Origin of the sequence: Zavarzinia sp., from assembly GCF_041650655.1 — a bacterium.
Taxonomy (GTDB): domain Bacteria; phylum Pseudomonadota; class Alphaproteobacteria; order Zavarziniales; family Zavarziniaceae; genus Zavarzinia.
On the sequence record NZ_JBAZKR010000031.1, the window covers coordinates 18873 to 44817 of the forward strand.

At 68.1% G+C, this 25945-nt stretch carries 27 protein-coding genes and 1 tRNA gene; 19 read left to right on the top strand and 9 right to left on the bottom strand.

Annotation, left to right across the window (positions count from 1 at the left end; all coding sequences use genetic code 11):
- The first annotated feature begins 52 nt into the window (after positions 1 to 52).
- Both WC493_RS09225 and WC493_RS09230 read left to right on the top strand, forming a co-directional pair.
- The gene (locus WC493_RS09225) at positions 53 to 751 is read left to right on the top strand and encodes an AzlC family ABC transporter permease (protein WP_373064812.1); all 699 of its coding nucleotides are present in this window, start codon (positions 53 to 55) and stop codon (positions 749 to 751) included.
- Positions 748 to 1047 carry an AzlD domain-containing protein gene (locus WC493_RS09230; protein WP_373064814.1) on the top strand — a complete coding sequence of 100 codons (300 nt, stop codon included), beginning with the start codon at positions 748 to 750 and terminating at the stop codon, positions 1045 to 1047. Before WC493_RS09225 ends, WC493_RS09230 begins: the two co-directional genes overlap by 4 nt.
- A gap of 21 nt (positions 1048 to 1068) precedes the next feature.
- Here the strand turns inward: WC493_RS09230 and WC493_RS09235 are convergent, their stop codons facing one another.
- Positions 1069 to 3264, bottom strand: coding sequence for a methyl-accepting chemotaxis protein (locus WC493_RS09235; protein WP_373064816.1), 2196 nt, complete (start codon positions 3262 to 3264; stop codon positions 1069 to 1071).
- Between the two features lie 147 nt (positions 3265 to 3411).
- Here WC493_RS09235 and crcB point away from each other — a divergent pair, with 147 nt between their 5' ends.
- The 7 genes from crcB to WC493_RS09270 all read left to right on the top strand — a co-directional run bounded on the left by crcB (position 3412) and on the right by WC493_RS09270 (position 10400).
- Positions 3412 to 3792 carry a fluoride efflux transporter CrcB gene (gene crcB / locus WC493_RS09240; protein WP_373064818.1) on the top strand — a complete coding sequence of 127 codons (381 nt, stop codon included), beginning with the start codon at positions 3412 to 3414 and terminating at the stop codon, positions 3790 to 3792.
- Between the two features lie 64 nt (positions 3793 to 3856).
- Positions 3857 to 4864, top strand: coding sequence for an RluA family pseudouridine synthase (locus WC493_RS09245; protein WP_373064820.1), 1008 nt, complete (start codon positions 3857 to 3859; stop codon positions 4862 to 4864).
- Positions 4861 to 5559 carry an ATP12 family chaperone protein gene (locus WC493_RS09250; protein ID WP_373064822.1) on the top strand — a complete coding sequence of 233 codons (699 nt, stop codon included), beginning with the start codon at positions 4861 to 4863 and terminating at the stop codon, positions 5557 to 5559. The genes WC493_RS09245 and WC493_RS09250 overlap by 4 nt, the downstream gene beginning before the upstream one ends.
- 149 nt (positions 5560 to 5708) lie before the next feature.
- On the top strand, positions 5709 to 7241 hold the full coding sequence (locus WC493_RS09255) for an acyl-CoA carboxylase subunit beta (RefSeq protein WP_373064824.1): 1533 nt from the start codon (positions 5709 to 5711) through the stop codon (positions 7239 to 7241).
- A 17-nt stretch (positions 7242 to 7258) separates the two neighbouring features.
- Positions 7259 to 9259 (top strand): acetyl-CoA carboxylase biotin carboxylase subunit, encoded by a 2001-nt coding sequence (locus WC493_RS09260; protein WP_373064826.1) that lies wholly within the window; start codon positions 7259 to 7261, stop codon positions 9257 to 9259.
- A 67-nt stretch (positions 9260 to 9326) separates the two neighbouring features.
- The gene (locus WC493_RS09265; RefSeq protein ID WP_373064828.1) at positions 9327 to 9602 is read left to right on the top strand and encodes an acylphosphatase; all 276 of its coding nucleotides are present in this window, start codon (positions 9327 to 9329) and stop codon (positions 9600 to 9602) included.
- 126 nt (positions 9603 to 9728) lie between these two features.
- Entirely contained in the window at positions 9729 to 10400 is a 672-nt protein-coding gene (locus WC493_RS09270) for a hypothetical protein (protein ID WP_373064830.1), read from the top strand.
- A gap of 4 nt (positions 10401 to 10404) precedes the next feature.
- On the opposite strand, the gene WC493_RS09275 is transcribed toward WC493_RS09270, so the two are convergent.
- Both WC493_RS09275 and WC493_RS09280 read right to left on the bottom strand, forming a co-directional pair.
- Positions 10405 to 11340 carry a DUF1989 domain-containing protein gene (locus WC493_RS09275; protein WP_373064832.1) on the bottom strand — a complete coding sequence of 312 codons (936 nt, stop codon included), beginning with the start codon at positions 11338 to 11340 and terminating at the stop codon, positions 10405 to 10407.
- On the bottom strand, positions 11337 to 11507 hold the full coding sequence (locus WC493_RS09280; RefSeq protein WP_373064834.1) for a hypothetical protein: 171 nt from the start codon (positions 11505 to 11507) through the stop codon (positions 11337 to 11339). The genes WC493_RS09275 and WC493_RS09280 overlap by 4 nt, the downstream gene beginning before the upstream one ends.
- Positions 11508 to 11702: 195 nt before the next feature.
- On the opposite strand from WC493_RS09280, the gene WC493_RS09285 reads away from it, so the two are divergent.
- From WC493_RS09285 to WC493_RS09295, 3 genes are all read left to right on the top strand, one after another.
- Positions 11703 to 12452, top strand: coding sequence for a GntR family transcriptional regulator (locus tag WC493_RS09285; protein ID WP_373064836.1), 750 nt, complete (start codon positions 11703 to 11705; stop codon positions 12450 to 12452).
- Complete coding sequence (locus WC493_RS09290) at positions 12449 to 13108, top strand: flavin reductase family protein (RefSeq protein WP_373064838.1); 660 nt, start codon at positions 12449 to 12451, stop codon at positions 13106 to 13108. The genes WC493_RS09285 and WC493_RS09290 overlap by 4 nt, the downstream gene beginning before the upstream one ends.
- A 92-nt stretch (positions 13109 to 13200) precedes the next feature.
- A complete protein-coding gene (locus WC493_RS09295) occupies positions 13201 to 14304 on the top strand; it encodes a BMP family ABC transporter substrate-binding protein (RefSeq protein WP_373064840.1) in 1104 nt (367 codons plus the stop codon).
- Positions 14305 to 14308: 4 nt separating this feature from the next.
- Here WC493_RS09295 and lipB read toward each other — a convergent pair whose 3' ends face one another.
- Positions 14309 to 14998 carry a lipoyl(octanoyl) transferase LipB gene (gene lipB / locus WC493_RS09300; RefSeq protein ID WP_373064842.1) on the bottom strand — a complete coding sequence of 230 codons (690 nt, stop codon included), beginning with the start codon at positions 14996 to 14998 and terminating at the stop codon, positions 14309 to 14311.
- A gap of 72 nt (positions 14999 to 15070) precedes the next feature.
- On the opposite strand from lipB, the gene WC493_RS09305 reads away from it, so the two are divergent.
- The 5 genes from WC493_RS09305 (at position 15071) to WC493_RS09325 (ending at position 17304) form a co-directional block, all read left to right on the top strand.
- Entirely contained in the window at positions 15071 to 15307 is a 237-nt protein-coding gene (locus WC493_RS09305; protein ID WP_373064844.1) for a FliM/FliN family flagellar motor switch protein, read from the top strand.
- A 38-nt stretch (positions 15308 to 15345) separates the two neighbouring features.
- Complete coding sequence (locus WC493_RS09310; RefSeq protein WP_373064846.1) at positions 15346 to 15678, top strand: hypothetical protein; 333 nt, start codon at positions 15346 to 15348, stop codon at positions 15676 to 15678.
- Between the two features lie 171 nt (positions 15679 to 15849).
- On the top strand, positions 15850 to 16410 hold the full coding sequence (locus WC493_RS09315; RefSeq protein WP_373064848.1) for a bifunctional precorrin-2 dehydrogenase/sirohydrochlorin ferrochelatase: 561 nt from the start codon (positions 15850 to 15852) through the stop codon (positions 16408 to 16410).
- On the top strand, positions 16407 to 17138 hold the full coding sequence (locus WC493_RS09320) for a phosphoadenylyl-sulfate reductase (RefSeq protein WP_373064850.1): 732 nt from the start codon (positions 16407 to 16409) through the stop codon (positions 17136 to 17138). Before WC493_RS09315 ends, WC493_RS09320 begins: the two co-directional genes overlap by 4 nt.
- 80 nt (positions 17139 to 17218) lie before the next feature.
- Positions 17219 to 17304, top strand: a tRNA-Leu gene (locus WC493_RS09325).
- Between the two features lie 40 nt (positions 17305 to 17344).
- Here WC493_RS09325 and WC493_RS09330 read toward each other — a convergent pair.
- Genes WC493_RS09330 through WC493_RS09340 form a run of 3 tightly spaced genes read right to left on the bottom strand, consistent with a single transcriptional unit; the run spans position 17345 to position 19520 of the window.
- Positions 17345 to 18178, bottom strand: a complete 834-nt coding sequence (locus WC493_RS09330) for an oxaloacetate decarboxylase (RefSeq protein WP_373064852.1) — start codon at positions 18176 to 18178, stop codon at positions 17345 to 17347.
- Positions 18175 to 18858: a VOC family protein gene (locus WC493_RS09335; protein ID WP_373064854.1), complete on the bottom strand. Its 684-nt coding sequence runs from the start codon at positions 18856 to 18858 to the stop codon at positions 18175 to 18177. Before WC493_RS09335 ends, WC493_RS09330 begins: the two co-directional genes overlap by 4 nt.
- Positions 18859 to 18884: 26 nt before the next feature.
- On the bottom strand, positions 18885 to 19520 hold the full coding sequence (locus WC493_RS09340; protein ID WP_373064856.1) for a TetR/AcrR family transcriptional regulator: 636 nt from the start codon (positions 19518 to 19520) through the stop codon (positions 18885 to 18887).
- Between the two features lie 99 nt (positions 19521 to 19619).
- Here WC493_RS09340 and WC493_RS09345 point away from each other — a divergent pair, with 99 nt between their 5' ends.
- Positions 19620 to 20774, top strand: coding sequence for a hypothetical protein (locus WC493_RS09345; RefSeq protein WP_373064858.1), 1155 nt, complete (start codon positions 19620 to 19622; stop codon positions 20772 to 20774).
- An 86-nt stretch (positions 20775 to 20860) separates the two neighbouring features.
- The gene (locus WC493_RS09350; protein ID WP_373064860.1) at positions 20861 to 22927 is read left to right on the top strand and encodes a 3-hydroxyacyl-CoA dehydrogenase NAD-binding domain-containing protein; all 2067 of its coding nucleotides are present in this window, start codon (positions 20861 to 20863) and stop codon (positions 22925 to 22927) included.
- A 34-nt stretch (positions 22928 to 22961) separates the two neighbouring features.
- Here the strand turns inward: WC493_RS09350 and WC493_RS09355 are convergent, their stop codons facing one another.
- Positions 22962 to 23870 (bottom strand): DNA-binding response regulator, encoded by a 909-nt coding sequence (locus WC493_RS09355; protein ID WP_373064862.1) that lies wholly within the window; start codon positions 23868 to 23870, stop codon positions 22962 to 22964.
- Positions 23857 to 25945: ATP-binding protein (locus WC493_RS09360; protein WP_373064864.1), on the bottom strand; the 2089-nt coding region annotated here is incomplete at its 5' end. The genes WC493_RS09360 and WC493_RS09355, both read right to left, overlap by 14 nt.

The window sequence follows — 25945 nt, forward strand, 5'->3', positions numbered from 1 at the left end:
GGGGCATGGGAGCGGGCACAGTCGGCGCCCGTCCTCGCACCAGGGGTTTCGCGTGACGCCATCGCCGCAGACGGCCTGGGCCGATTTCCGGGCCGGAGTCTTCACCACCTTGCCGGCCATCCTGGCGGCGGTGCCCTTCGCCCTGCTGCTCGGCGCGCTGTCGCAGGGCAAGGGTCTCACGGTCGCGGAGATCGGGCTGATGTCGGCCCTGGTCTTCGCCGGGGCGTCGCAATTCGTGGCGCTCGACATCTGGGGTGCGCCGCCGGTCTGGTGGCTGCTGGGGTTGACGGCGCTGGTGGTCAACCTGCGCCATGCCCTGATGAGCCTGTCCCTGGTCCGGCACCTGGGGGGATTTCCCAAAGCGCTGCGCCCGCTGGCGCTGCTCTTCATGGTCGACGAGGTCTGGGCTTTCGCCGAGGCGCGGGCAGCGAAACAGCCGCTGACGCCCGCCTTCTATGCCGGCATGGTGGTCTTCTTCTACCTGTCCTGGGTTCTGGCCACCATGGCGGGGGCGGTCGCCGGCAGCCTGCTGCGCGAGCCCGAAAGCCTGGGCCTCGATTTCGCCTTCCTGGCGATCTTCGTCTTCCTGATCCTGGGCTTCCGCGCCAGGCCGGGTTTCGGGGTCACGCTGGCGGCCAGTGCCGGCACTGCCGTCCTCGTTCACCTGCTGCTGCCCGGCGCCTGGTCGATCATGGCCGGCGCGGTGGCCGGCATGGCGGCGGCGGCCTTCGGGCCCGGGAGGGGATCATGAGCGTGAGTCCGGACGCCCTGCTGGCGATCCTGGCCATGGCGGCGGCGACCGTCGCCTGTCGCCTGGCCGGGCTGGTGCTGCCGGCCCGCCTGGCCACCACCGGGCGGCTCGGCCGGGCCTTCGAGGCGATGCCGGTCGCCATCCTCTCGGCCATCGTGGCGCCGCTCCTGCTGACGCACGGGCCGGCCGATGCCCTGGCCGGCCTGGTCGTCGTCGGCGCTTCGCTCCGCCTGCCGCTCACCGCGGTGATCCTGCTCGGCATCGCGGCCGCGGCCGGCTTCCGCGCCCTGTTCTGAGCCGGCGCGGTCTGAGCGGGGTCAGGCGGCGCGGACGCGGGCGATGAAGCGCCGCACTTCCTGTTCGAGCGTGGCGGACTGGCGGCTCAGGTCGTTGGCCGCGGCCAACACGCCGCCGGCTTGTTGCCCGGTCTCGCCGGTCGCCCGTTCGACCTCGACGATGGTGCCCGAGACGCGGGCGGTGCCGTCCGCCGCCTCGGCGACATTGCGGGCGATCTCGGCGGTGGCCGCCCCCTGCTGCTCGACGGCACCGGCGATGCCGGCGGTGATGTCGTTGATCGAGGCGATGGTGCGGCCGATGCCGCCGATCGCCGTCACCGCCTGTTCCGTCTGCTCCTGGATCGAGCGGATCTTGGTGCCGATCTCGTCGGTCGCCCTGGCGGTCTGGGTCGCCAGATTCTTCACTTCGGAAGCCACGACCGCGAAGCCCTTGCCGGCGTCGCCGGCACGGGCCGCCTCGATCGTCGCGTTCAGGGCCAGCAGGTTGGTCTGATTGGCGATCGCCGTGATCAGGCGCAGCACTTCGTCGATTTCCTCGGCCGAACTGGCGAGGCTCCGCATGGTGCGGTCGGTCGCCTCGGCCTCGCGCACGGCGGAGGCCGCGATTTCCGCCGACTGGGTGATGCGCCGTGCGATCTCCTGCACCGAGGCGGACAATTGCTCGGCCGCGGTCGCCACGGTCTGGACATTGGTGGTCGCCTGGCCGGCGGCATCGGCGACGATGCCGGCCTGCTCGCGGCTGCCGTCGGCGGTGGCGCTCATGCCGGTCGCGTCCCGCTGCAGGCGGGCGGCGGCACCGGCCACCGCGTCGACCACGCCTTGCACCGTGGCCTCGAAGGCTTCGGCCAGCGACTGCATGTCCTGGCGGCGTTGCTGTTCGCTCTGCCGCCGCGCCGCTTCCTCGCGGGCGTGGCGTTCGGCCTCGGCCCTGGCGTCGGCCTCGCGCCGCTGTTCGCGCTCGGCTTCGGCGGCCCGGCGCGCCCGTTCCGCCTCCGCGGCCAAGCGGGCGTTGTCGATCCCCGCCTGCTTGAAGACTTCGACCGCCTTCGCCATGGCGCCGATCTCGTCGCGCCGGTCGAGCGAGGGCACGGTGACCGCCATGTCACCGGCGGCGAGCCGGCCCATGGCGGCGACCATGGCGTCGACCGGGGCGGACAGGCTGCGCCCGATCCAGAAGCCGGCGGCCAGGATGACGACGGCCGAAAGGCCGACGGTCACGATCATGCCGAGGCGGAGCGCGTCCAACCCGGCGAAGACCTGATCGGCGTCGACCCTGACCAGCGCCGACCAGCCGAGCCCGGGAAAACGGTTGGCGCCTTCCGAACGGGCGACGCCGACGACCCGGGCGGGGCCGGCGGCGGCGTCCTCCAGCACGGCGCCGCTCTCGCCCGCGGCGGCGCGGCGGGCGGCGGCATCGCCCTCGGTGACCAGGTTGCGATGGCCGACCACGGCGGTGTCGCGGACGTAGGGGCCGCCGTTCGGTGCCGTCGCATAGTCGGTGATCACCGTGCCCTTGCCGTCGAGGATGGTGAATTCGGCCGAGGTCATGCCGTCCTGGGCCAGATGCTTGTGGAATTCGCCGACCATGGCGTCGACGAAGCCGAGATTGGCGAAATTCACCCAATAGGCGATGGTGCGCCCGCCCGCCGGCATCACCGATGCCGCGAAGGTGAGGACATAGCCGTCGCCGCCGGTCACGGCCGCGACCTCGGGCACGAAGCCCGGGCCTTCGACCACGGTGCCGGTCAGGCCGTCGCGGCCTTCGAGGAAGCGGCGCTCGCTCAGCGCCTTGAACCAGCTCCGGTCGGCGAAGTTCTTGTTCAGCAGGCCGAGCGTGTCGATCTTCTGGCCCGTGGCGTCCTTGGTGTTGACCCCGATCACCGTGCCGTCGGTATCGACCAGCAGCATCAGGTCGTAGACGCCGTAGTTCCGGACATAGCCGTTCATCGCCTCGATCAGCGGATTGCCGATGTCGGCCACGCCCCAATTGTCGGCGTCCTGGGCGGCGGTATTGAGCGCGAAGGCCTGGGCATCGCCATAGCGTTCGGCGAGCGTGCGGTCGACCGCGTCGACCATCTGGTCTGCCAGATTGTGGAAGCGGCCATAGAGGGCGTCGCGCGACTGGCCCTCGCCCAAGAGGTAGATGACGAAAAGCACGGCCGCCGGAATCAGCCCGAAGGCGGCCAAAGCGAGCACGATTTTACGCTGTATGGACAAGAGCCCCTCCCGCATTTGTTCTTTTTCGCCCGATTGTGGTGGCAATTCATGAACAACTGGTAACCCTAATCGGGGGCCCGCGCGGTTTTCCCGGCGCGGAAAGCGCGCTAGCGTCAAACCGGTCACCCCCGGTGAGGAGTTCCGGCGTTGCAGTCCTATGTCTTCGTCGCCCTGGGGGGCGCCATCGGTTCCATGCTCCGGCTCGGCACCGCGCGCCTGGCGCAGGTCCTGTTCGGCGCCGGCTTTCCGGCCGGGACCCTGGCCGTCAACCTGGTCGGTAGCGCCGTCATGGGCCTGCTCGCCGCCCTGCTGGCCGAGCGCTCGGGCGACGACCCGCTGCGCCTCTTCCTGATGACCGGCATTCTCGGCGGCTTCACCACCTTTTCGGCCTTCTCGCTCGACGCCTATTCCCTGTGGGCGCGGGGGGAGGGGCTGGTCGCCGTCACCTATGTCGCGGTCTCGGTCGTGGTGGCGCTGGCCGGCCTGGTTGCCGGGCTCATGCTCGGCCGCCATGTGATGGGCGCGTGAGGCGCTTCCTTGCCAGGGACGGGCGCCCCGGCTAGGTTCCGCCCATGACGGACGGGAGACAGAGATGAGCGGCGTCAGCCTGCGCAAGGTCGAGGCGGCGGACGCGGACATGCGGCTGGACCGCTGGTTCAAGCGCCACTTCCCCGACCTCGGCCACGGAAAACTCGAGAAGTTGTTGCGCACCGGGCAGATCCGGGTGAACGGCGGCCGGGTGAAGGCCTCCGACCGGGTCAACACGGGCGACGAAATCCGCGTGCCGCCCCTGGGCGAGGCGCCGGCAGCGGCGCCCAAGGCGCCCAAACCGCCCTCCGGCAAGGTGGATGAGATCGCCGAGGTCCTGAAAAAGGCCGTGATCCACCGCGACGCCGAGGTGATCGTCCTGAACAAGCCGGCGGGCCTCGCCGTGCAGGGCGGCAGCGGGCTCGACGATGGCCATCTCGATGCGGCGTTGGACGCTTTGAAATTCGGCGCGGAGGAACGTCCGCGCCTGGTCCACCGGCTGGACAAGGATACGTCCGGCGTCCTCGTGCTGGCGCGCAACCGGGCGGCGGCGGCCTTCCTGGCCAAGGCCTTCAAGGCGCGCGACGCGACCAAGACCTATTGGGCGCTGGTGGTCGGGATGCCGAAACCGGCGCGCGGCAAGATCGACCTCGCCCTGGCCAAGGAAGGTCCCCAGGGCCAGGAGAAGATGCGCGCGGTCCTGGAGCGGAGCGAGGACGACGAGGCGAAACGCGCCGTCACCTATTACGCCGTGGCCGAGCACGCGGGCGGCAAGGTCGCCTTCCTGGCCATGCGCCCGCTGACCGGCCGCACCCATCAGCTCCGTGCCCATGCCGCCTTCCTGGGCACCCCGATCGTGGGCGACGGCAAATACGGCGGTGCGGAAGCCTTCCTCTCGGGCGGGGTCAGCCGCAAGCTGCATCTCCATGCCCGCTCGATCGACATCGCCCATCCGGCGGGCGGGCGGCTCCAGGTGGCGGCGCCGCTGCCCGCCCATATGGCCGAGAGTTTCCGCCTGCTCGGCTTTTCCGAACATGCCGCCAAGGACATTTTCGCGGATCTCGACGAATGAAGCGTTTCTGGAAGACGGCCGCGGCCCTGCCGACGGCCGAGGGCTCCTATACCGTCGCCCTGGATGGCAAGCCCATGCGCACCCCCCTGAAGCGTCCCCTGGTGGTGCCGAGCCTGGCGCTGGCCGAAGCGATCGCCGCCGAATGGAACGCCCAGCCGAAGGACGTGAAGGCGGAGAACCTGATGCTCACCCGCTTCGCCAATACGGCGGTCGACCGGGTGGCGGATCTCCGCGACGAGGTGGTGGCGGAAATGGCCGGCTGGGCCGGGACCGATCTCGTCTCCTACCGCGCGACCGAGCCGGAGGAACTGATCGCCCGCCAAGCCGCGGCCTGGGACCCTTGGGTCGAGTGGCTGCGGCGCCGCTTCGATGTCGAACTGCGCGTCACCCAAGGCCTGATGCCGATCGCCCAGGCGGACACCACGGTCGTCCGCATGGGCCTGGTGCTGGCGGCGAAGAGCGATCCGGAACTGGCGGCGCTGCACACGCTGGTCGGCACGCTCGGCTCGCTGGTGCTGGCGCTCGCGGTGGCGGAAGGGGAACTCGCGCTCGAGGAAGCCTGGGCGGCGAGCCGGATCGACGACGATTTCCAGATCGAGAAATGGGGGCCGGACGAAGAGGCGGCGGCGCGGGCGGCCAACATGCGGGCCGACCTCGGCCATGCCCACCGTTTCCTCTCACTGCTCGGGACATAAATCGGTCCCCCTCGCATCCCCCCCTTCCGTCGTACTGGAACGGGACGCGGAATGGTGATAACAGACCGCAGTCTTTCGCGTATGCGGTAAGCATAATTGGCTTATTGCCGCACCGTCCCGCCGAAGCGGCACGGCATTAGGGGGATCTGATGCACCATATTCTCCGCCAGCTCGAGAAGAAGCGTGAGGAGGCCCGCCTCGGCGGCGGCCCGAAGCGTATCGAGGCCCAGCATGCCAAGGGCAAGCTGACCGCCCGCGAACGCATCGAGCTTCTGCTCGACGCCGGCTCCTTCGAGGAATACGACATGTTCGTCGAGCACCGCTGCGCCGATTTCGGCATGGCGGAGCAGAAGGTGGCGGGCGACGGCGTGGTCACCGGCTGGGGCACCATCAACGGCCGCCAGGTCTTCGTCTTCTCGCAGGACTTCACCGTGTTCGGCGGCTCCCTGTCCGAATCCCATGCCGAGAAGATCTGCAAGATCATGGACATGGCGATGAAGGTCGGCGCCCCCGTGATCGGCCTGAACGACTCGGGCGGCGCCCGCATCCAGGAAGGCGTCGCCTCCCTCGGCGGTTATGCCGACGTCTTCCTGCGCAATGTCGATGCCTCGGGTGTGATCCCGCAGATCTCGGTCATCATGGGGCCCTGCGCCGGTGGCGCCGTCTATTCCCCCGCCATGACCGACTTCATCTTCATGGTGAAGGACAGTTCCTACATGTTCGTCACGGGGCCGGACGTCGTGAAGACGGTGACCCAGGAAATCGTGACGCAGGAGGAACTGGGCGGTGCCGTGACCCATACCGCCAAGTCCTCGGTCGCCGACAACGCCTTCGAGAACGACGTCGAAGCGCTCTACCAGACCCGGCGCCTGTTCGACTTCCTGCCCCTCTCGAACAAGGAAAAGCCGCCGGTGCGGCCGACCTTCGACGATCCGGAGCGCATGGAGACGAGCCTGGACACCCTGGTCCCGGCCAATCCGAACAAGCCCTACGACATGAAGGAACTGATCCTGAAGATCGTCGACGAAGGCGATTTCTTCGAGGTTCAGCCGGCCTTCGCCAAGAACATCATCACCGGCTTCGCCCGGCTCGAAGGTTCGACCGTGGGCATCGTCGCCAACCAGCCGATGGTGCTGGCCGGCTGCCTGGACATCGACTCGTCGAGGAAGGCCGCCCGCTTCGTCCGCTTCTGCGACGCCTTCAACATTCCGATCCTGACCTTCGTCGACGTCCCCGGCTTCCTGCCCGGCACGGCGCAGGAATACGGCGGCATCATCAAGCACGGCGCCAAGCTCCTCTTCGCCTATGCCGAGGCGACGGTGCCGAAGGTGACCGTGATCACCCGCAAGGCCTATGGCGGCGCCTATGACGTCATGTCGTCCAAGCATCTGCGCGGCGACGTCAACTACGCCTGGCCGACCGCGGAAATCGCGGTGATGGGGGCCAAGGGCGCCGTCGAGATCATCTTCCGGAACGAAATCGGCGATGCCGAGAAGATCGCGGCACGCACCGCCGAATATGCCGCCAATTTCGCCAGCCCGTTCAAGGCGGCCAACCGCGGCTATATCGACGAGGTGGTCATGCCGCATTCGACCCGTCGGCGTGTTTCGAGGGCCTTTGCGATGCTCCGCAACAAGGAGATCCAGACGCCCGCCAAGAAGCACGACAACATTCCGCTCTGACGGCTGGTGACCTTACGATGTTCAAGAAGATCCTGATCGCGAACCGCGGCGAGATCGCCTGCCGCGTCATCAAGACCGCCCGCAAGATGGGCATCAAGACCGTCGCCGTCTATTCCGATGCGGACGCCGATGCGCTCCATGTCGAGATGGCGGACGAGGCGGTCCATGTCGGCGCCCCGCCGGCGGCCGAGTCCTATCTGATCATCGATCGGATCGTGAAGGCCTGCCTGGATACCGGTGCCGAAGCGGTCCACCCGGGCTATGGCTTCCTCTCCGAGAAGGCGGATTTCTGCGCCGCCCTCGAGAAGCACGGCATCAAGTTCATCGGTCCGAACGTGCGCGCCATCGGCGCCATGGGCGACAAGATCGAGAGTAAGAAGCTCGCGGCCGCGGCCGGCGTGAACACCGTCCCTGGTTACCTGGGCGTCATCAAGGATACCGACGAGGCGGTGAAGATCGCGTCCGAAATCGGCTATCCCGTGATGATCAAGGCGTCCGCCGGCGGCGGCGGCAAGGGCATGCGCATCGCCTGGAACGAGGCGGAGACCCGCGAGGGCTTCCAGTCCGCGACCAACGAGGCGCGTTCCTCCTTCGCCGACGACCGCGTCTTCATCGAGAAATTCGTGACCTCGCCGCGTCACATCGAGATCCAGGTGCTGGGCGACAAGCACGGCAACGTGATCTATGTGAACGAGCGCGAATGCTCGATCCAGCGCCGTAACCAGAAAGTGATCGAGGAGGCCCCGAGCCCCTTCCTGGACGAGAAGACCCGCCAGGCGATGGGCGAACAGGCCGTCGCCCTTTCGAAGGAAGTCGGTTACGACAGCGCCGGCACGGTGGAATTCATCGTCGACGGCGAGCGGAACTTCTACTTCCTCGAGATGAACACCCGTCTCCAGGTCGAGCATCCGGTGACCGAACTGATCACCGGCATCGACCTCGTCGAGCAGATGATCCGTGTCGCCTACGGCGAGAAGCTGAAGATCCGCCAGGAAGACGTGAAGATCAACGGCTGGGCCATCGAGTCCCGCGTCTATGCGGAAGATCCGACCCGCGGCTTCCTGCCCTCGATCGGCCGGCTCACCTATTACGAGCCGCCGGCCGAAGGTCCTGACGGCGAGGGGGCGGTGATCCGCAACGACACCGGCGTCTTCGCCGGGGCCGAGATCTCGATGTTCTACGATCCGATGATCGCGAAACTGTGCACCCATGCCCAGACCCGCGAACAGGCGATCGACGCCCAGCGCGCCGCGCTGGACGCCTTCTACATCCGCGGCATCAGCCACAACATCAGCTTCGTCTCGGCGGTGCTCGGTCACGAGCGCTTCCGGGCCGGCCGCCTGACCACCGGCTTCATCGCGGAAGAATTCCCGAACGGCTTCACCGGCAACACGCTGGATGCGATCGCCCTCGAGAATCTGACAGCGGCGGCGGTCGCCCTGCACCGCCGCACGCAGGAGCGCGAGACCAGGATCTCGGGCCAGATCCCCAACCATGGCCGCAAGCTGGCCAAGGCCTATGTCGTCCAGGTCGGCGATCAGCTCCGCAATGTCGACGTGCAGACCGTCGAAGGCGGCTATGACGTCACCTACGAGGGCAAGGTCCTGGCGATCAAGACGGGTTGGCACCCGGGTACCCGCATCCTGCGCGGTACCGTGGGCGGCAAGCCGGTCATCGTCCAGGTCGAGCGCCGGGGCGAGGGCTTCCTGCTGTTCCACCGCGGCTGCGAGGTGATCGCCACCGTGCGCACCCCGCGCGCCGCCGAACTGGCCGCCCTGATGCCGGTGAAGCTGCCGCCGGACACTTCGAAATTCCTGCTCTGCCCGATGCCGGGGCTCATCGTCTCGGTCAATGTGGAAGAGGGCGAAGAGGTCAAGGCCGGCCAGACGCTCGCCGTGGTCGAAGCCATGAAGATGGAAAACGTGCTGAAGGCCGAACGCGACGGCAAGGTCGCCAAGGTCAAGGGCAAGAAGGGCGACAGCTTCTCGGTCGACCAGGTCATCCTGGAATTCGAGTAAGCTCATCCCGTGTCGTTCCGGGCCCCGGCGAGGCGACTCGCCGGGGTTCTTTGCTTTCGGAGGCAGCATGAGAACGGTCCGCCTGATCGTCCACGGCAGGGTCCAAGGCGTGGGCTTCCGCCATTTCGTCGCCAATGCCGCCCGCCGCCTCGGCCTCGACGGCTGGGTCCGCAACCGGCTGGACGGTACGGTCGAGGTCCTGGCCCGGGGCTCGCTGCCGGCGGTGGAGGAGCTGATCGCCGAATGCCGCCAGGGGCCGCCCGCCTCGATCGTCGGCGGTGTCGCGGTCGCCGAGGCCGACGAAGTCCCGCCGGAGGGGTTCCGCCAGACCGAAACGGTCTGACGTCGAGAGGAAAGTGTTAACGCCGCCGGCCTACCATGCGCAGGACGCGGGAACCCCAGGCCGGCGCCGCGGGTTGACGGCATGGGGGTGAACTGCGACACAGTTACCTCGGCACGGCGGATCTCGATGTATCGTTTCTTCACCTGGGCGGTCGGCGTTCTCGCATTGGCGACGGTGCTCGGCGCCGTCGGCTACGACCTCTCGACCGAACACGTGGCGGCAGCCCATGCCACGACGGCCGGCTCGGCGTCGGTGCGCCCGGCCGGTGAAATCTCCAACGAAGGGGTGGAGCGGCTGCTGGTCATTCCCCTGCAGCCGAATGACCCGGGCCGGCGGCCGGTCCATGCCAACGAAAGCGGTCCGGCGATCGTCCCGGTGCGCGAGGAATTGGGCGCGGCGGTCAGCCTGCGCGGCCCGGCACAGGTCTATAGCGAGGGCGCCGCGTCCGGCGCCTGGGTCGAGCTGCCGCCCGAGGTGGTGAACCGCCTGGCCGGCGGGCTCGCCCGCATCACCGTCTGGGCCCGGGCGGATCGCAATAGCCCCTCGAAGGAATTCGCCATGGCCCTGTCGATCGACGGCGGCTTCGGGGGCTGGGTGCGTTTTCCGCTCTCCGCCGCCAATTACGAGAGCTACAATTTCATGGCCCCGGTGCCCGAGAGCGCCAGGGGCAAGACCGTGCGGGTGCTGATCGCCCCCGACACCTCGGGCGGGTCCCACGCCCTTTCCGCCAGCCATCTCATCGTCGACCGCATCCTGCGCCCGAGCGAGACCGCGACCGAGCCGGTGCCCGCGAACTGAGCGTTCAGTCGCGGCCGACCGCTGGCGCCCCGCTGGCGGCATGGTGGAAGCGGGTCTCCCACCAGGAGAACAGGATGTCGCGCAGGGCCGCCCCGTCGTCCTCGCCATAGAGATCGCGCCGGGCCACGGCATCGAGCAGCGCCGCCTCTTCGGCCGTAAAGTCCACAGCGACTTCCTCCAGCCGGATCGGCGCATTGGTGAATTCCGCCACATAGGCCGGATCGCGGGTCAGCGCCCTTGTCGCCTTGATCACCGGGTTGCGGAACTGGGCCGGCGTCCGGTTGCTGAACAGCACCGGCACGGGCGGCACTTTGGCGAGATCCCCGGCGCCCGCCTCGAAGATCTGGATGCGGATCGGCTTCAGGGCGAAATTGCTGGTCCGCATGATGTCGGCGCCGCAGACATTGGGCACCGCCAGCACATCCATCAGGGCCAGCAGCTCGACGTGATCGCCCGCCTTGGTGTCCTGGCGCGTGATGGTGGCGGAACCTTCCCGCGTCACCTCGGTACACATGAAGAAATTGAAGCTGTCGTGCACGTCGTCCGGCGTCAGGCCGTATTCGCGCTGCGCCTCGGCCTGGATGTCGTGGCAGTTGGTGTGATGGCGAAAGCCGTAGGCGCTTTCGTAGAGGAAGGCGCTGCAACGCGGGAACAGCACGTCGTTCCGGCCGTAGCTGTCGGCCAGGAAATAGAGCATGGCGTTCTCGCGCGGGGGCGCCGACCACAGGAAGCTGCCGGCCGTGGGGTGGAAGCCGTGCACCGTGCGGGTCCGCCCGCAGTGCATGAACTCCTTGTAGTCGTGCAGGTTGAAGCAGTTGAAGTCGACGCATTGTTGGCCTTCGACCTGCTCGATCCGCAGGATCTGGCCCTTCAGCAATTCGATCGCCTTACCCGTGCCGGGCTCCAGCACGAAATCCGACACCAGGCGTCGCGCGCTCATCGCCGGTCCTCCGGCGCCAGGGCGGCATAGTCGCGCAGCGCCAGGCGGATCAGGGAGGCGCGGTCGGCCACCCCGGCGGGCCCCAGGCTGCGGTCGATCAGTTCCAACTGCTGCTGGTTCAGGCGCAGCACGACGCGGCGCGCCGGCGCGTCTTGGGGGGCAGACATCCGCAGATCCTCCAGGTATACGTGATTGTGAAATATTGTGTCCAAAAGCACGATAACGCCAGCCTATCGGCAGTTCCGGGGCGCAGATAATCGCGGATTCATGCGAAAGTCCCTTCGCGTTTTGCGCCGCAACAGGGATTTGACGGAGAAAATTACGTATACAAGAATTTCCGTCACCGTATCCAAGGATCCGTCATGCCCGCCCAGGTTTCCCGCGTCGACCTCGCCTATCGCGCCATGCGCCAGGCGATCATCGAACAGCAACTCGCCCCCGGCACCAAACTGCCGGAAGACGAGATCGGCGAGGCTTTCGCGATTTCCCGCACCCTGGTGCGTCAGGCCCTGGCGCGCCTGAAGGCCGACGGGCTGGTCGACACCGGCGGCAAGCGCACGGCGACCGTGGCCCGGCCGAGCCTGGCCGAAGCGCGCGAAATCTTCCGCGTGCGCCGCGCCCTCGAACGGGAGGCGGTACACCTCGTGGCGGAGGCCTGGAAGCCAGAGTTCGGCGCCCGGCTGGAAGGCCATGTCCGGGCCGAGGATGCGGCGCGGGCGGCGGGGGACGAGCGGGTCTCGATCCGCCTCGCCGGGGAATTCCACCTCCTGCTCGCCGAACTGACCGGCAATCGCACCCTGATCGACTATGTGACCCAGCTCGTGGTGCGCTGCTCGCTCATCCTGGCGCTCTACGGCAGGCCGCATTCGTCGGACTGCGCCGTGAACGAGCACCGTGACATCATCGCAGCACTGCGCGACGGCGACGCCGGACGGGCGGTCGACCTGATGGACCACCATGTCGCCCTGGTCGAGAGCCGCGCCCTGCTGGCCGAGGCGGCGGACGCGCCGAAGCTGTCCGCCCTGCTCGGCCGCTACGCCAGCGCGGCGGAAGCAGAGGCGGAGGGGGCCAAGGCCGGGCCGCGCGCCGTCAAGAAGGGCGGCAAACGATGAGCGGGGGCTACCACCATTTCGATTTCGCGGCGCTCTCGGCACGCGACCGCTACAAGCTGATCATCGGCACCGTGGTACCGCGGCCGATCGCCCTGGTCACCACCAGGGGGCCGGACGGGCGGGTGAACGCCGCGCCCTTTTCCTTCTTCAACAGCCTGTCGGCCGATCCGCCCATCCTGGCGATCGGGGTCGAGAACCATGCCGACATGAGCTTCAAGGACACCGCCCGCAACATCCGCATGACCGAGGAATTCACGGTCAACATCGTCGACGACGCAATGGTCGAGGCGATGAACATCTGCGCCGTCGATTTCCCGCCGGAGGTGGACGAGCTCACCATGGCCGGCCTGACCGCGCTGCCCGGCACCCACGTCGGCTGCCCGCGCATCGCCGAGGCGCCGGCCGCTTTCGAATGCCGCCGCCACCTGACCCTCGAACTCGGCCGCAGCCGCGAGATCGTGCTGGGCGAGGTGAAGGGCCTCTTCCTGCGCGACGGCCTGGTCGATCCGGTGACCAAACACGTCGACCAGCGCGGCCTCGACGCCGTCGGCCGCATGGGCGGCCATGGTTACGCCCGGACGCGCGACCTGTTCGACCTGCGCACGCCCTCGCTCGCCGAATGGACGGCGGCGTGCCGCGTCGGGCGGACGGGCTGAACCATCGCCCGCGCCCCGGGGCCTCGCCGGGATCGTTGGGGTTTCATTGTCCGGGGCATTGCGCGCAAGCGCCGGTATGACGGAGACAGGGCATGGCGAATTTCATCCTCGATCGGCGCCGGTTCCTCGCGGGAGCCTCGGGTGCCGCCCTGGCGGCGGCGCTGCCGCGGCGCGGGCGGGCGGCGGACGGCCTCACCGTCGGCATGATCTATGTCGGGCCCAAGGATGATTTCGGCTGGAACCAGGCCCATGCCGTCGGCGCCGCCACCATGAAGGCGATCCCCGGCGTTACCGTGGTCGAGGAAGAGAACGTCCCCGAGACGGCGAATGTGGTGAAGACGATCGAGTCGATGATCGAACTCGAAGGGGCGAAGCTGATCTTCGGCACCTCCTTCGGCTACTTCAACCCGTTCATGGTCGACATGGCCAAGAAATACCCGGACGTGGTGTTCCGCCATCCGACCACCCTGTGGTCGGCGGACAAGCACCCGATGAACCTCGGCGGTTACTTCGGTTATATCGAGCAGGCCCATTACGTGAACGGCATCGCCGCCGGCCTGTCGACCAAGGCGAACAAGATAGGCTTCGTCGCGGCGAAGCCGCTCTCGATCGTGCTCCGCAACATCAACGCCTTCACGATCGGGGCGCGCAAGGTGAACCCGGCGGTTACGGTCCAGCTCATCATGACGGGCGACTGGTCGCTGCCCGTGCGCGAGGCGGAATCGACCAATGCCCTGATCGATGCCGGCTGCGACGTGATCGCCTGCCATGTCGACAGCCCGAAAGTGGTGGTCAAGACGGCCGAGGGGCGCGGCGTGAAGACCTGCGGCCACAATGCGGACCAATCGCCGCTGGCGCCGAACGGCTTCATCACCGGCGCCGAGCTGAACTGGGGCGCCGTCTACAAATCCTATGCCGAGATGATGCTGAAAGGCGAGACCCCGCCCAATCTGCTGGAGGGCGGCTACGACAAGGGCCTGATCGCCTCCACCGCCTTCGGCGCCGGCGCCTCGGACGCGGCGCGCAAGGCGGCGACGGAGGCGATCGCGGCGGTGACCGGCGGTGCCCCCATCTATGTCGGCCCGATCAAGGACAACAAGGGCAAGCTGGTGATCCCGGCCACCCTCGGCCTCTACGACCCCTCGCTCTGGGCCATGGATTATTTGGTCGAGGGCGTCGCCGGTTCGACCATCTGAGGCGTCAGGCCGCCTCTTCGACGATATGGAGGAGGGGCAGGCCGAAGACTTCCTCGAAGGTGTCGAGCAGGGCCATGTCGGCGTCTTCCATGGTGACCGGCAGACCCAGGTCGACCAGCGAGGTGACCCCGTGATCGGCGATGCCGCAGGGCACGATACCGCCGAAGTGCGACAGGTCAGGTTCCACGTTGAGGGCGAGGCCGTGATAGGTCACCCAGCGGCGCACGCGGACGCCGATCGCGGCGATCTTGTCTTCCTGTGCACCGGGGCCTTCGCCTCGCGTCACCCAGACGCCGACCCGGCCGTCCCGGATCTCGCCCTTCACGTTGAAACGGGCGAGCGCCGCGATCACCCATTTCTCGAGCTTGCAGACGAAGGCGCGAAGGTCGCGACCGTGGCGCGTCAGGTCCAGCATGACATAGACGACCCGCTGCCCCGGCCCGTGATAGGTGAAGCGTCCGCCACGCCCGGCGCTATAGACCGGGAAGCGGCCGGGGGCCAGAAGCTCCTCCTCGGCGGCACTGGTGCCGGCGGTATAGAGGGGCGGATGTTCCACGAGCCAGATCCGTTCGCGCGCACGGCCCGCGTGGATTGCCTCGACCCGTTCTTCCATGGCGGCGAGGGCGGTGGGGTAGTCGGTCAGGCCGGGGGCGACCACCCATTCGATGGGATCTGGCGTTGCGGAGTGTGACATGACGGGATTCCATTAACCTGTTGCTAAGCCTGTTCGGCCAGACTGCGAACGTCAATCGTGGAGGGCACGCCCGTGTCGGCGGTCGGAGAAGTCTTCATTGAAATATCGGTGGTCCTGGGCCAGTCCACCATGCCCATCCATCAACTTTTGAAGATGGGCCGCGGCGCCGTCATCGAACTCGACACCAAAGAGAACCAATCGGTTCTGATTCTGGCCAACGGCAAGCCGATCGCCAAGGGCGAGGTGGTCGTCTCCGGCGAGCACATCGCGGTCTCCGTCACGGAGCTTCTGTTCGGCAAGAATCGCTAGTCCGGTTGCGGCGCGAAGCGTAGCAGGGGGGACCGGCGATGCCGTCGGAAATACGACTGATCACCTTCACCAAGCCCGAGATTGTCGCCGCCATCAGCGATTTCCACATCCGCCGCAAACTGCCGATTCCGAAGGGCGCCGTGCTCTCGGTCGATATCGCCACCAAGCCGGAAATCGAGGTCACCCTGCACGTCCGACCGGACGGCGAGCACGACCCGGTGCCTTTCCCGGTCAATGCCACCACCCTGGCGGCCGCCCTGGTCTTCTTCTGTATCAACCGGGGCATTCCGCTCCCGGCCCAGTCGACCAAGCATCTGACCATGCGCGGCGAGGAGGTCACCCTGGCGATCTCCCACATCCATCACGGCTGAGCGGCGGCATGGCCTTATCACCATAAATTTGTTGTAATTTATTTCTTTTAATTTTGTTATTGCGTTAAATTCGCCCATTGCCATATTTCAGCTATGCTTATGAAGGTCGTGCCCCGTCGGGCGCGGCCTTCGCCCTATCTCTTCGACGGGCACTTTCGTGCCGAGGTTCCGATGCTGCCGCTGGCGCTCGATCTCTCTCGCCTTCGCGTCGTTCTGGTCGGCGGGGGCGACGCTTTGACGAAGCGCCTGGCCCTGGTCGACGACGCCGGTGCCGCCGAAGTCCTGGTCTTCGCGCCGCAGCCGGGCGATGCCCTGCGCGCAGCGGCGGGCGAGCGGCTGCGGCACGGCCTGCCGGATGCCGCGGCGTTGGCGGGGACTGCCCTGGTGATCGCGGCAGGCTTGCCGCGCGCGGATGCCGCCGCGGTCGCCGCAGCGGCCCATGCGGCGGGCGCGCTGGTCAATGTCGAGGATGTGGTCGAACTCTGTGACGTGCATCTGCCGGCGCTGGTCCGGCGGGGCGAACTCACCATCGCCGTCTCGACCGGCGGCAAGAGCCCGGCCCTGGCCCGGCGGCTGAAGCGGCACCTCGAAGCCGCCTTCGGCCCCGAATGGCAGGACCGGTTGGAAGAACTGGCGGCGGCGCGCTTGCGCTGGCGCGCCGAGGGCCTGTCGCCCGGCGAGATTTCCCGGCGATCGGATGCCTATCTGGATGAGAGGGAATGGTTGTCATGAACGCGATGGCGGCCGACCGCCGGCAATGGGCCCGCGACCAGGCGATCGGCCTGCGCAATCTCTATGGTTCGCTGGAAGGCGAGGGGCTGGTCAAGGTGATGACCCGGCTGGAATTCCCGGGGCGCATCGCCCTGGTCTCTTCCTTCGGGGCCGAATCGGCGGTGCTGCTGCATCTGGTGGCCAAGGTCGACCGCAACATCCCGGTGATCTTCATCGATACCGACAAGCTGTTCGGCGAGACGCTGCGTTACCGTGACCGCCTGACCAAGCTGCTCGGCCTGACCGACGTCCGTACCATCGAGCCGGACCCGGCCGCGGTCGCCGAGCGTGATCCGGACGGGGTCCTGTGGCGCGAGAACCCGGATGCCTGCTGCAGGCTCCGCAAGGTCGAGCCGCTCGATCGCGCGCTCGCCGGCTTCGACGCCTGGATCACCGGGCGGAAGCGCTTCCAGACCGCGGAACGCGCCGATCTGCCCAATATCGAATCGGCCAAGGGCCTGGTGAAGATCAATCCCCTGATCTCCTGGGACGCGGAGGCGCTGGATGCCTATCGCGTGGCCTACGACCTGCCGGCCCACCCGCTGGTCGAGGATGGTTACCTGTCGATCGGCTGCATGCCCTGCACCGACCGCGTGGCCCCGGGCGGCGAATACCGCGACGGCCGTTGGGCCGGCAGCGAGAAGAAGGAATGCGGCATCCACCTGGAGGCCGACGGTTCCGGCATCTGACTTCGGCGCCTGACTAGGGCGGCGGCGAAACAGGGCTTGCCACCCCCCGCCGAATTTGCTACCACCCGCGCCTGCCCTGGGCGGTCGTGGCGGAATGGTAGACGCGCAAGCTTGAGGTGCTTGTGGGGTAACTCCCGTGGAAGTTCGAGTCTTCTCGACCGCACCAATCTGAAAGGCCCTGGAAACCAACGGTTTCCGGGGCCTTTTCACGTCAGGCCGACGGCCGCGTTATAGGCCCCGAAGGAGAATCGGCGGAACGCGTCCGGCAGTTTCCCTTCGGCCAGCAGCACGCCGTAGCAATCTTCCAGCGCCGCCGCCGCGACCAGCAGGGCCGAGACCGGCTGGATCACCAGCTTGAAGCCGATTCCCTCGAGATCGCGCGGGCGAAGCCAGGGCGTTTTGCCGTCCTCGACCATGTTGGCGACCAGGGGCACGCCCGGGAATCGCGCTGCGATCGCCGCCATCTGGTCGGGTGTTTCCGGCGCTTCGACGAAGAGAAGATCGGCGCCCGCGGCCAGATAGGCATCGGCCCGGCGCAGCGCCTCGTCGAGCCCGTCGGTGGCGATGGCATCGGTGCGCGCCATGATGCAGAAGGCGGGGTCGCGCCGGGCCGAGACGGCGGCGCGCAGCCGCGCCACCGCTTCCGCGACCGGCACCACCGCCTTGCCCGCCATATGGCCGCAACGCTTGGGCAGCACCTGGTCTTCGAGCTGGATGCAGCCGGCCCCGCCGGCCTCGTAGAGCCGGGTCAGGCGCGCGGCGTTCAGCGGGCCGCCGTGGCCGTTGTCACCATCGGCGATCAGCGGCAGGTCGCCCGCCACGTCGGCCAGCGCGCGCACCCGGTCCGCCATCTCGGTCGCCGTGACCAGGCCGATGTCGGGCATGCCGAGCAGGCTGCCGGCGATACCGAAGCCGGTCATATAGAGCGCCTTGGCCCCGGCCCGTGCCGCCATCCGGGCCGAGAGCCCGTCGAACACGCCGGGCGCCACCAGGATCTCCGGCCCGGCCAGCAGGCGGCGCAGTGTTTCCCCGGCGCTCACGGGGCGACCGGCGGTTCGGGGTGGGAACCGGCGGCGGCGATCGCCTCGTCGCTCATCGCCAGCATCTGTTGGTACATCGCCTTGGGGAAGGCTTGGTGGGGCTTGGCCGGATCATAGGCGGGCTGGGGCACGCTGCCGCCGGACCCGGCCTCGTCCGCGGGGGCGGCGTAACGCGCCGCTTCCTCCGGCGTGATGCCGGCCGCCGCCAGGGTGACGGGATCGATCCAGGCGCGCGGGTCGATCGGTGCCGCCGAGGTCGCGATTTCGAGCGAGAGCTGATCAGGCCCGGCGAAATAGATCGAGCGGCACAGGCCGTGATCGATCGGCCCGAACACGGGGATGCCGCGGCGGCGGATACGGTCGCGGAAGGCGAGCAGGGCGGTCTCGTCGGCGACGCGGAAGGCCAGGTGCTGCATGGTGCCCGGCGCGCTCGCCCGGGCGCCGTTGCCGGCATGGCTGCGGCCCAGTTCGATCGGGATCTCCCGCGTGCCGGGGATCTCGACCAGGGAGAAATGGCACTGGTCATTGAGATGCAGGAAGGCGTGGAACGCCCCGGGCACGCCATGCATGGGAAAGATCGCTTCCAGCCGGCAGCCCAGCACGTCGGCGAAGAATTCGATGTGCTGCTTGATGTTGCCCGCCATCACGGCGATGTGATGGATGCCGTTCAATCGTGCCATGGTTCCCCCCTTGGCGGTGCCGGGCTTCAGCCCTTGTTCGTCGTGATGCCGGCGAAGACCGAGTCCATGATCAGCGCTTCCTGCGCCGTGCGCCGCGCCGGGTCGTCCACGTCGATGCCGAAGGCTTCGCGCATCAGGGGCGCCAGCGTGAAAAAGCTGGCCGCCGCGGCGTGGAGCATGATGACGAGCTGTTCCGGCGGATGGGGCTTCAATTGCCCCGCCGCGATGGCACGCCGGGCGATCTCGACCAGGGCGGCATAGCGGGGCGCCATCAGTTCCTTCACCATCCAGGTGAGGCGCGGGCCGCCGATCATCCCTTCCATCATCACGATGCGGCCGAGCGCCGGTGCCTCCATCGACATATGCAGGAACAGGCGCATGGAGAGCTTGAGCTGGGCCAGCGGATCGGCATCCTTGCCGGCCGCCAGCATCATACGCTCCTCGGCCACGAAGCCGTCCTTCAGCGAGAGGAGGGCGGCGCGCCAGAGCTGGTCCTTGGTCTCGAAATGATAATGCACGGCCGATTGGGCGACCCGGGCGGCGCGGCCGACATCGGTCATCGTCACCTGGTCGAAGCCATAGCGCGAGAACAGGTCCAGCGCGGCGGTCAGGATGCGCCCCGCCGTGTTCTCCCCCTTCAGCCGCTTTTCCGCCGCCGCCATGATGCCCCTCCCGAAAACTGATTCGATAATCAGTAAATCTGTTTCCGAAGTCAATTTTCCAGGTTATTGAATCGAAAAACCGAAAAGGGGGAGGGGACCTTGGCGAGCATCGAGCGGGAGCCCTATGGCTTCGTCCATGTCGATCCATCGGCGATCAAGGAGGTCTATGGCGGACCGGGCGGCCTCGTCTTCGTCGAATGCATGCGCATCCGGCCGGCGGGCGACAGCTCGAAAAAGGTGATCCTGTTCAGCCATCCGGTGGGCGGCGGCGCCTTCCTGCCGCTGGTCTCGGCCCTGGCGCGGGCGGGACGGCATGTCGTCTATTGCAACACCCGCTACCGCGGCAACGACAGCGCCCTGATCATGGAGAAATGCGTCCTCGACCTCGGCGCCTGCATCAAGGACCTGAAGACGCGCTTCGGCTATGAGACGGTGACGCTCGGCGGCTGGTCGGGCGGCGGTTCCCTGTCCCTCTTCTACCAGGACCAGGCGGTGGCGCCGACCATCACCGAAACCCCGGCGGGCGACCCGCTCGACCTCCTGGGCGCCGGTCTGCCGCCGGCCGATGCCGTCATGCTGCTCGCCGCCCATGTCTCCCGCGCCGTCACCCTGACGGAATGGATGGACCCTTCGATCCTGGACGAGGACCGCCCCTTCGTGCGCGATCCCGGCCTGAACATCCATGATCCCGCCTGCCCGGCCAAGCCGCCCTATGAGGATGAGTTCGTCGTCCGCTTCAGGGCCGCCCAGGTGGCGCGCAACCGGCGCATCACGGCGCGCGTCAGGGCGACGTTGGCCGAGCTGACGGCGTCTGGCCAGCCCAATGCCGAACGTGCCTTCGTCGTCCAGGGCACGATGTGCGACGTCCGCTGGCTCGACCCGGCGCAGGACCCGTCGGACCGGCCGGCGGGCACCTGCTACATGGGCGATCCCCGCCTGGTGAACGACGGGCCCACAGGGCTCGCCCGTTTCACCACCCTGCGCTCCTGGCTTTCGCAATGGAGCCTGGAGGCGACGCGAGCGGACGGCACCGGCAACGCCGCCCGCGTCAACTGTCCGGCGCTGGTGATCGAGAACACGGCCGATCTCGCCTGCACGCCCTCCCACGCCGACCGCCTGTTCCGGGCACTCGCCAGCACGGACAAGGAAATCCACCGGATCCGCGAGGCCGACCACTATTACATCGCCCGTCCCGACAAGCTGGCCGAGGTGGTCGATCTGGTCACCGCGTGGCTGGAGGCGCGCCGCTTGTAGGGGGTGCCATCGATTTCGGAACGAGGCACAATCCCGCGCGAATCCGTCCGGCCACAGGATGGACATAGCGAACAAGAGGAGAGGCCATGAGCGAGCTTGTGCAATATGCCCGGCAGGGCAGGGTCGCGGTGATCACCATCGCCAGCCCGCCCGTCAACGCCCTCGGCCAGGCCGTGCGCGCGGGCCTGCTCGCTACCCTCGCCGAAGCCGTGGCCGACGCCGGGGTCGACGCCATCGTGTTGACCGGTTCGGGCAAGGCCTTCTCCGCCGGCGCGGACATCCGCGAATTCGGCAAGCCGCCTCAGGCACCCTCCCTGCCCGAGGTGATCAATGCCTTCGAGCAGTCGCCGAAGCCGGTGATCGCGGCGATCAACGGTACCGCGCTGGGCGGCGGGCTCGAACTGGCGCTCGGCTGCCATCACCGGGTGGCCGGGCCTTTCGCCAGTCTGGGCCTGCCCGAAGTGAAGCTCGGCATCATGCCGGGGGCGGGGGGCACCGTGCGCCTGCCGCGCCTGACCGGCGTCGCCCGGGCGATCGAGATCATCACCGCGGGCGATCCGCTGACGGCCGAAAAGGCCGAAGCCGCCGGCATCGTCGACCGCATCGCCGAGGGCGACGTGGTCGCCGCCGCCATCCGCCTGGCCGGCGAAGGGGCGGGCGTGCGCCGCACCCGCGACCTGCCCCTCGCTGCCGATCCCGTGCTGATCGCCGAGGCGGCCAAGGCGGTCGCCAAGAAGGCGCGCGGCCTGTTCTCGCCCCTGCGCTGCGTCGAGGCGATCGAGGCGGCGACGCGATTGCCCTTCGACGAGGCGCTGGCCAAGGAACGCGAGCTGTTCCTGTCCTGCCTGGCCTCGCCCCAGCGCGCCGGCCTGATCCACGCCTTCTTCGCCCAGCGCGAGGCGGCCAAGGTGGCCGGCCTCTCGCCCGAGGTGAAGCCGCGCCCCGTCGCCTCGGCCGGCGTCATCGGCGCCGGCACCATGGGCGGCGGCATCGCCATGTGTTTCGCCAATGCCGATATTCCGGTCACGCTGGTCGAAATGAAGCAGGAGGCGCTGGACCGCGGCATCGCCCTGATCCGCGCCAATTACGAAGCCACCGCCGCCAAGGGCCGCATGACGGCCGAGGAAGTCGAGGCGCGCATGGGCCTGATCCGGCCGAGCCTGTCTTACGGCGATCTCGCCGCCGTCGACCTGGTGATCGAAGCGGTGTTCGAATCGATGGCGGTGAAAACCGAGGTGTTCCAGGCTCTCGACCGCATCTGCAAGCCGGGTGCCGTGCTCGCCACCAATACCTCGACCCTGTCGATCGATGCGATCGCCGCGGTCACGTCCCGGCCGCAGGACGTGGTGGGGATGCATTTCTTCAGCCCGGCCAATGTGATGAAGCTGCTCGAGAATGTGCGGGGTAAGGCGACGGCGCCCGACGTGCAGGCGACGGTGATGGAGGTCTCGCGCCGGATCGGCAAAGTCGGCGTCATGGTCGGCGTCTGCTACGGCTTCGTCGGTAACCGCATCCTGCACCAGCGGAACCGCGAGGCGATCGCCTGCGTGAACGAAGGGGCGACGCCACAGCAGGTCGACAAGGTGCTGACCGATTTCGGCTTTGCCATGGGACCTTTTGCGACCTCCGACCTCGCCGGGCTCGACGTCGGCTGGCGCATCCGCGAGGAACGCCGCAAGGCGCAGGACCCGGATGTCGACGTGCCCAACTGGCTCGATGCGCTGGCCGAAAAGGGCCGCTACGGCCAGAAGACCAAGGCCGGCATCTACCGCTACGAGGCCGGCAGCCGGACGCCGCTGCCCGATGCCGAGACGGAGGCCCTGATCGCCGCCTATCGGGCCGCGCAGGGCATCGAACCCCGCGCGATCGACGACCGCGAGATCTTGGAACGCTGCATGTTCATGATGGTGAACGAAGGCGCCCGCATCCTGGCCGAAGGCATCGCCGCCCGCGCCTCCGACATCGACACGATCTGGCTGAACGGCTATGGCTTCCCGGCCTATCGCGGCGGCCCCATGTTCTGGGGCGAGCAGGAGGGCTTGGCCAAGGTCCTGGCCGGGATCGAGGGCTATTACGACCGCTTCGGCACCAAGCCGTGGCAGCCGGCACCCCTGCTCGCCAAGCTGGTCGCCGACGGTCGCGACAGGTTCTAGTGCTTCAGCCGCCCGCGCCGCCGGCAGGGCGGCGTCAGCCCTGGCGGTCGCCGTCGAGGGTACGCAGGGCCAGCATGGCGGCGGCGGTGCGGTTCTCGACGCCGAGCTTGTCGTAGATCGTCTCCAGGTGCTTGTTCACCGTGCGCGGCGACAGGCCCAGGATTTCGGCGATGTCGCGGTTGGACTTGCCGCGGGCGAGCCACATCAACACTTCCGCCTCCCGCCCGGTGAGACCCAGGCGGTCGCGCAGCACGGCTTCCTGGGCCGGCTGGTCCAGTTCGGCCAGCTGCAGCAGCAGTTCGGACGGCCCGGTGCGGCCGACGAAGCCGAATTGCACGCGGCGCTGGCCCGGTGCCGCTTCGGGCGCGAAGCGGGGCGGGCCCCCCTCCGCCGTGCCGAGCTGACCGACCCAATGGGTGGCATCGGCCGGCAGTTGCGCGGCGGCCCCCATGGCGTCGAGCAGGCGGCTCGCCTGCGGGGTCGACCACAGCACGCGACCCTGGGGATCGACACCGAGGAGATAGCGGCCGGTGGCGTCCAGGGCGGCCCGGGCGCTCTGGGTCAGGCGGGCGTTGGCGAGATGGACGCGGATCCGCGCCACCAGCTCGTCGGGCGAAATCGGCTTGGTTACATAGTCGACGCCGCCGGCGGCGAAGCCGTTGACGATATGCTCGGTCTCGGAGAGTCCGGTCATGAAGATCACCGGGACATGGGCGATGGCCGGGATCTGCTTCAGGCGCCGGCAGGTCTCGAAGCCGTCCATGCCGGGCATGATGGCATCGAGCAGGATGACGTCCGGCGTGATCTTGCCGACCAGCGAAAGGGCGGCCGTACCGGCGACGGCGACCAGCACGGTCAGTCCCGCCTCCTCGATCGCATCGGTCAACATGCCGAGGGTGCCGGGGGAATCGTCGACGACGAGGACGATGTCACGGGCCGTCATGGGTTCCACCGGTCGATAGGCGGCGCAGGATGTCCATGTATTCATCGAGGGCAAATCCTCTCACCATGGACCGCAGGGCGGTCGTGAAGGCCAGGGCCTGGGGATGCGACTGGTCGATCTCGTCGAGCTTCGACTGGATGCCGCGGACATAGCCGATCTCGCCGAGCTTCAGGAGTTCGCGCAGGTGGCGCGTGGACGGCAGGCCGGCGCGGTCGAAATCGAGCCCGCTGAGGCCCGTGGCCTCGGGCACCGGTTCCTCATGGGTCCAGGTCAGGTTCAGCACGCGGCCGATGGTCTCGAACAGGCGGCGCAGATGCACGGGTTTCATCAGGAAGTCGTCGTGGCAATCCTCCGGCCCGCCGCCAGGCCTGTATTCGTTGGCATTGGCCGAGACGATGATCACCTTGGGATGCGGTCCCGGCCCCTCGCGCAGGTGCTTCGCCACGTCCCAGCCGCTCATGTCCGGCATGGAGAGGTCGAGCAGCACGAGGTCCGGCTTGGCGATCGCAGCGAGTTCGAGGCAGCTCGCCCCGTCCGGCGCGCCGAACACGGTGAAGCCGACCGGCCCCAGCGAATCCTGGATCAGGTCGCGGTGGTCCGTCTCGTCGTCGGCGACCAGGACGGTGCGCGGCGCGCCCTGATAGCCGTGGATGGTGGGGTCGTGGTCCGAGGTTTCCGCTGGTTTGCCGGAAGCCGAGAGCAGCAGGCGGACCTTGAAGCGGCTGCCCTTGCCGAAGCTGGAGGTGACCGAAATCTCGCCGCCCATGATCTCGGTCAGCAGCTTGGTGATGGTGAGGCCGAGGCCGGTGCCCAGCGCCGCGAAGACATTGGGCTGCCGGCCGCGCTCGAAGGGTTCGAAGATGCGGCCGATGTCGTCGGCATGGATGCCGATGCCGGTGTCCTCCACCTCGATTTCGGCGACCGGGTTGCGGTAGCGGATGCGGAGTGAGACCTGGCCCTGGCGGGTGAATTTGATCGCGTTGGACAGCAGGTTGATCAGGATCTGGCGCAGCCGCTTCTCGTCGGTGAAGGCGACCTGGGGCAGGCTCGCCGCCTTCTCGAAGACGAAGTCGATGCCCTTGGCCTGGGCCTGGAGGCGGAACATGCCGACGATCTGTTCGAGGAACTCGTCGAGGTTCACCTCGTCCCGGTGCAGGTGCAGGCGGCCCGCCTCGATCTTCGAGATGTCCAGCAGGCCTTCGATCAGCCCGGTCAGATGCTCGGCGCTGCGCCGGATCACCTTGACGGCATCGCGCCGGTGCGCCGGCATGGCGGGGTCGCGATCGAGGAGCTGGGCATAGCCGAAGATCGCGTTGAGCGGCGTGCGCAGCTCGTGGGAAATGCCGACGACATAGCGCGTCTTGGCCAGGTTGGCTGCCTCGGCTGCTTCCTTGGCCTTCTGCAGCTTGGCGTCGGTCACCTGGTGGGCCTCGATTTCCTGCATGAGCAGGGTGGTCTGGCGGGCCGATTCCTCTTCCGCCACGCGCCGGCTCTCCTGGGCCAGGACGAAGAGCCAGGCGGCGACGCCGGTGATGATGAAGAGGATGAAGAAGACCGACCACAGAAGGCTGGCAAGCGCCGGATCGTGGGCGCCGTTCTCCAGCCGGCTCTGGTAATAGACGAGCCAGAGGGTGAGGCCGATCACGCCCGCCGCCAGCGATTGCACGGCGACGAAATGGCCGAGCCTGGAATTCAGCCGCTCGACCAGGCGCGCGGGCATGATGGTGCCGAGCAGGGCCAGGATCTGGTCGGGCAGGCGCGCCTTGTCCTTGCAGCCGTCGTGACAGCGGGCGTCCAGCGAACAGCAGAGCGAGCAGATGGTGCCCTCGTAGGCCGGGCAATAGGCCATGTCCTCCGGCTCGAAGGCATGTTCGCAGATGACGCAGGAGACCGCCGGCTTGGCCCGCCAATTGGTGCGCGGCGTGCGTGCGATGTAGTAGCGGCCCTTGGTGGCATAGGCGATCACGGGCGCGGTGACGAAGGCGATGGCCAGGGCCAGGAAGGGGGCGAGCGATTGCAGCGCCGCGCCGAAGGCACCGAACAGGGCGATGGAGGCGACCAATGTCGCCAGCAGC